The 3,628-nt window shown below is 70.1% G+C and carries 4 protein-coding genes; 2 read left to right on the plus strand and 2 right to left on the minus strand.

Features of this window, described 5'->3' with window-relative positions:
• Positions 1-34: 34 nt before the first annotated feature.
• Positions 35-406, minus strand: coding sequence for a DUF6507 family protein (locus DQW06_RS16060; protein ID WP_013156037.1), 372 nt, complete (start codon positions 404-406; stop codon positions 35-37).
• 43 nt (positions 407-449) lie between these two features.
• Positions 450-737, minus strand: coding sequence for a hypothetical protein (locus tag DQW06_RS16065; RefSeq protein ID WP_013156038.1), 288 nt, complete (start codon positions 735-737; stop codon positions 450-452).
• Between the two features lie 200 nt (positions 738-937).
• On the opposite strand from DQW06_RS16065, the gene DQW06_RS16070 reads away from it, so the two are divergent.
• Together DQW06_RS16070 and DQW06_RS16075 are read left to right on the plus strand one after the other, a co-directional pair.
• Complete coding sequence (locus tag DQW06_RS16070; RefSeq protein WP_013156039.1) at positions 938-1,648, plus strand: demethylmenaquinone methyltransferase; 711 nt, start codon at positions 938-940, stop codon at positions 1,646-1,648.
• A gap of 650 nt (positions 1,649-2,298) precedes the next feature.
• Positions 2,299-3,603: a geranylgeranyl reductase family protein gene (locus tag DQW06_RS16075; protein WP_013156040.1), complete on the plus strand. Its 1,305-nt coding sequence runs from the start codon at positions 2,299-2,301 to the stop codon at positions 3,601-3,603.
• Positions 3,604-3,628: the final 25 nt, after the last annotated feature.

The following is a 3,628-nucleotide window of genomic DNA, read 5'->3' on the forward strand; positions in this document are numbered from 1 at the left end:
GGAGGGGAAGGCGCCGCGACCGTGGCGGAGCCCGCTACACGGGCGCGTGGGGCCCGTACTGCCGGGGCGGCTCGGGCTCGGGGATCACGCCCGCGTTCTCCTGCGCCTCGGCGGCCATCTCCATGTTGCCGTTGAAGTAGTGGGTGACGGCTGTGCTGGTGTTGGTCACGGCGCTCACGGCCAGGCCGGCCATGTCGCCCATGAGCCCGAAGTTGTGCTCGGCGAACTCGCCCAGCGCGACGCTGACGGGCGTGCTGTTCGCCTCCTCGTTGATGGCCGTGATCAGGTTCTCGGCGGAGGTCATCGCGCCGACGAGGCCGTCGCTGCCGCCCTCCTCGCCGATGTATCCGGCGACGCTGGTCAGCACGGCGCCCACCTCGGCGGGCTGGATGTTCCACCCGGACATGCGGACACTCTCCTCTCAGGGGCTCTCGGAGCTCTCGGGGGCTTCAGGAGTCGCCGGGGCGCGAGAAGGCGCCCGCGCGGAAGTTGGCGGGCGGCGCCGCGTCCGCGGACGCGGGTTCCTCCCGGCGCTGGACGGCCTGGATCTGCTCGTTGAGCATGCCCAGGGACGCGTGCAGGGCGGCGAGGTCGTCCCGGAGCCGGGAGCGCATCCGCGCGGAGGCCATGACGAGCCTGGGGTGGACGCCGCGGGCGGCGCCCCCGTCGGAGGCCTCGGGCAGATCCTCGTCGAGGACGGCCTGTTCGTCGCTCGGCTCCACCAGGTCGAACTTCATGTACTCCCCCTCTCGGCCGGGCCGTGTCCGTTCCTTGTGACGTCCGAAGGCCCTCGGTGGTTCGGGAAACCTCGCGCACACCCTATTCTTGCGCGCGGACAGTCCTTCTGCCCAGGGGTTGTCCGCTTCGCGCCAGGGAGTCCGCTCCGTACGGACCCGCGGGGTCGGGGCGCTCGGGCCGCACCCTTAGTCTTGTGCCCATGACCCGCGCCAAACTCGACAAGAAGCCCCAGGACGTCGCGGCGATGTTCGACGGCATCGCCGACAGGTACGACCTCGTCAACGACGTCATCTCGCTGGGCCAGGACCGCATCTGGCGCAAGGCCGCGGTCAACGCGGTCGACGCCTACAGCGGCGAACTCGTCCTGGACCTGGCGGCGGGGACGGGCACCTCCTCGGAGTCCTTCGTCAGGAAGGGCGCCCGCGTGGTGGCCTGCGACTTCTCCCTCGGCATGCTCCGCGCCGGGGTGCGGCGGCGCGGGGGGGCCTCCCGGGGCGGCGTGACCTTCGTGGCGGGCGACGCCCTGCACCTGCCCTTCGCCGACGAGACCTTCGACGCGGTCACGATCTCCTTCGGCCTGCGCAACGTCAACGACGTGGACCAGGCGCTGCGCGAGCTGCGGCGGGTCACCAAGGTCGGCGGGCGGATGGTCATCTGCGAGTTCAGCCACATCCCGGTCGAGTTCGTGGACCGGCTCTACTCCACCTACCTCATGGGCGCGCTGCCCAAGATCGCGGGCATGGTGTCCGGCAGCGGCGAGTCCTACGACTACCTGTCCGAGTCGATCATGGCCTGGCCCAAGCAGCCCGAGCTGGCGCGCCGCCTCCAGGACGCGGGCTGGTCGCGGGTGGCCTGGCGCAACCTGTCGACGGGGATCGTCGCGCTGCACCGAGGCTTCCGCGACAAGTAGCGGCACGGTCCGGAACGTTTCGGGTGTGACGCCAGGGGTGCCGGGAGCGCCAGAGGTATCGCGCTCGCGCTGATCCCGCTCCTGGCGTCGCGTTCTGCTCCTGGCTCCATGTTCGCGGCCGGGGTCGTCTCCGGCGGCGGCCACGCCGGGAGGGCCGTTCCCCGACCGCGCCACCGAACCCCCCGGGGCCCGTCCCCGCGAGTCCCGCGGTCTCGCGCCGAGTTCGTCCCGCGGACCCCGCACGGCCGGGGCACACCAGGCATAAAAATTTCGTAATCCCGAGGAGTGCCCCGCTCCTCGGGATTTTCGTGTTGCCCGTGTGGCGCCTGGGGCAGTGGTCACCATTCTGAACTGGGGCTCTCGCGGAGCGTGACGTTGTTCGGGGCGTGTGAAGCCTTCTGGGGCCTATATCCCCTTTGGTAGCAGGCCGTCTGAATACCCCCCGGGGACTCGCCTCCGACTGCGGGAGGGTCTAGACTGCCGAAAAGGGCTTGTGAAGTGCTTCACAAGTCTAGGAGGTATAGGACACATGCCTCTATGTCGGACATAACGGACTCCCCACAGCACCCATACAACTCCCCCCGTGAGCGGGTCCATCCCGCAGGCAGACCCGCCACGGTGCATCCGCGCGAGCAGTCGAGGACCCACCCGTGAGCGAGACAGCCACCTCCTCTCCCCGAGGCCGGGAGCGGACCGAGTACGACGCCGACGTGATCGTGGTCGGCGCAGGTCCCTCCGGCTCCACCACCGCCTACTACCTTGCCCAGGCAGGACTGGACGTCCTGCTCCTGGAGAAGACCTCCTTCCCGAGGGAGAAGGTCTGCGGAGACGGACTCACCCCCCGCGCGGTGAAGCAGCTCACCGCCATGGGTGTCACCTTCGACGACCCGGGGTGGATGAAGAACCACGGCCTGCGCATCATCGGCGCGGGCGTCCGCCTGGAGCTGCCCTGGCCCGACCTGGCCGCCTACCCGGGTTTCGGCCTCGTGCGCACCCGTTACGACTTCGACCAGATCGTGGTCAACCGCGCGGTGGCCGCCGGGGCCAAGCTCCTGGAGCGCACCACCGTCACCGGCCCCCTCATGGACGAGCGCAGCAACCGCATCGTCGGAGTCCGGGCCAAGAACGCCGACCGCGAGCCCGTCACCTTCCGGGCGCCGCTGGTCGTGGCCGCCGACGGCAACTCCTCCCGGCTGTCCGTGGCCATGGGCATCCGCAAGCGCGACGACCGGCCCATGGGCGTGGCCGTGCGCACCTACTTCGAGAGCCCCCGCCACGAGGACGACTACCTGGAGTCCTGGCTGGAGCTGTGGGACCGCAGCGGCGACAAGGACGTCCTCCTGCCCGGCTACGGCTGGGTCTTCGGCGTCGGCGACGGCACCAGCAACGTCGGCCTGGGCATCCTCAACTCCACCGCGTCCTTCCAGGACATGGACTACCGCAAGCTCCTGCGCCGCTGGACCGAGTCCATGCCCGAGGAGTGGGGCTTCACCGAGGACAACCAGAAGGGCGCCATCCGTGGCGCCGCACTGCCCATGGGCTTCAACCGGGTGCCGCACTACTCCCGCGGCCTCATGCTCGTCGGCGACGCGGGCGGCATGGTCAACCCCTTCAACGGCGAGGGCATCGCCTACGCCATGGAGGCCGGGAACATCGCCGCCGACGTGATCGTGCAGGCGCACGGCAGACCCACCCAGCAGACCCGCGAGCGGGCCCTGCTGCGCTACCCGGACGTGCTCGCCGACACCTACGGCGGCTACTACACGCTCGGCCGCTACTTCGTGAAGGTCATCGGCCAGCCCGAGTTCATGAAGTACGCGACCAGGTACGGCCTGCGCCAGCGCACCCTCATGAAGTTCGTGCTGAAGATGCTGGCCAACCTCACCGAGCCCACGCAGGGAGACGCCATGGACAGGGTCATCAACGGCCTGTCCCGCATCGCCCCCGCGGCCTGACGGGCGGGTCCGGGCGCCCGCGCCC

Origin of the sequence: Nocardiopsis sp. TNDT3 (assembly GCF_003427465.1) — a bacterium.
In the GTDB taxonomy this organism is placed as follows: Bacteria; Actinomycetota; Actinomycetes; order Streptosporangiales; family Streptosporangiaceae; genus Nocardiopsis; species Nocardiopsis dassonvillei.

Bases quoted from the DNA above. Each gene is read 5' to 3' on its own strand.
- DQW06_RS16065 (WP_013156038.1), bottom strand. From the start codon at position 737: ATGAAGTTCGACCTGGTGGAGCCGAGCGACGAACAGGCCGTCCTCGAC.
- DQW06_RS16060 (WP_013156037.1), bottom strand. From the start codon at position 406: ATGTCCGGGTGGAACATCCAGCCCGCCGAGGTGGGCGCCGTGCTGACC.
- DQW06_RS16070 (WP_013156039.1), top strand. From the start codon at position 938: ATGACCCGCGCCAAACTCGACAAGAAGCCCCAGGACGTCGCGGCGATG.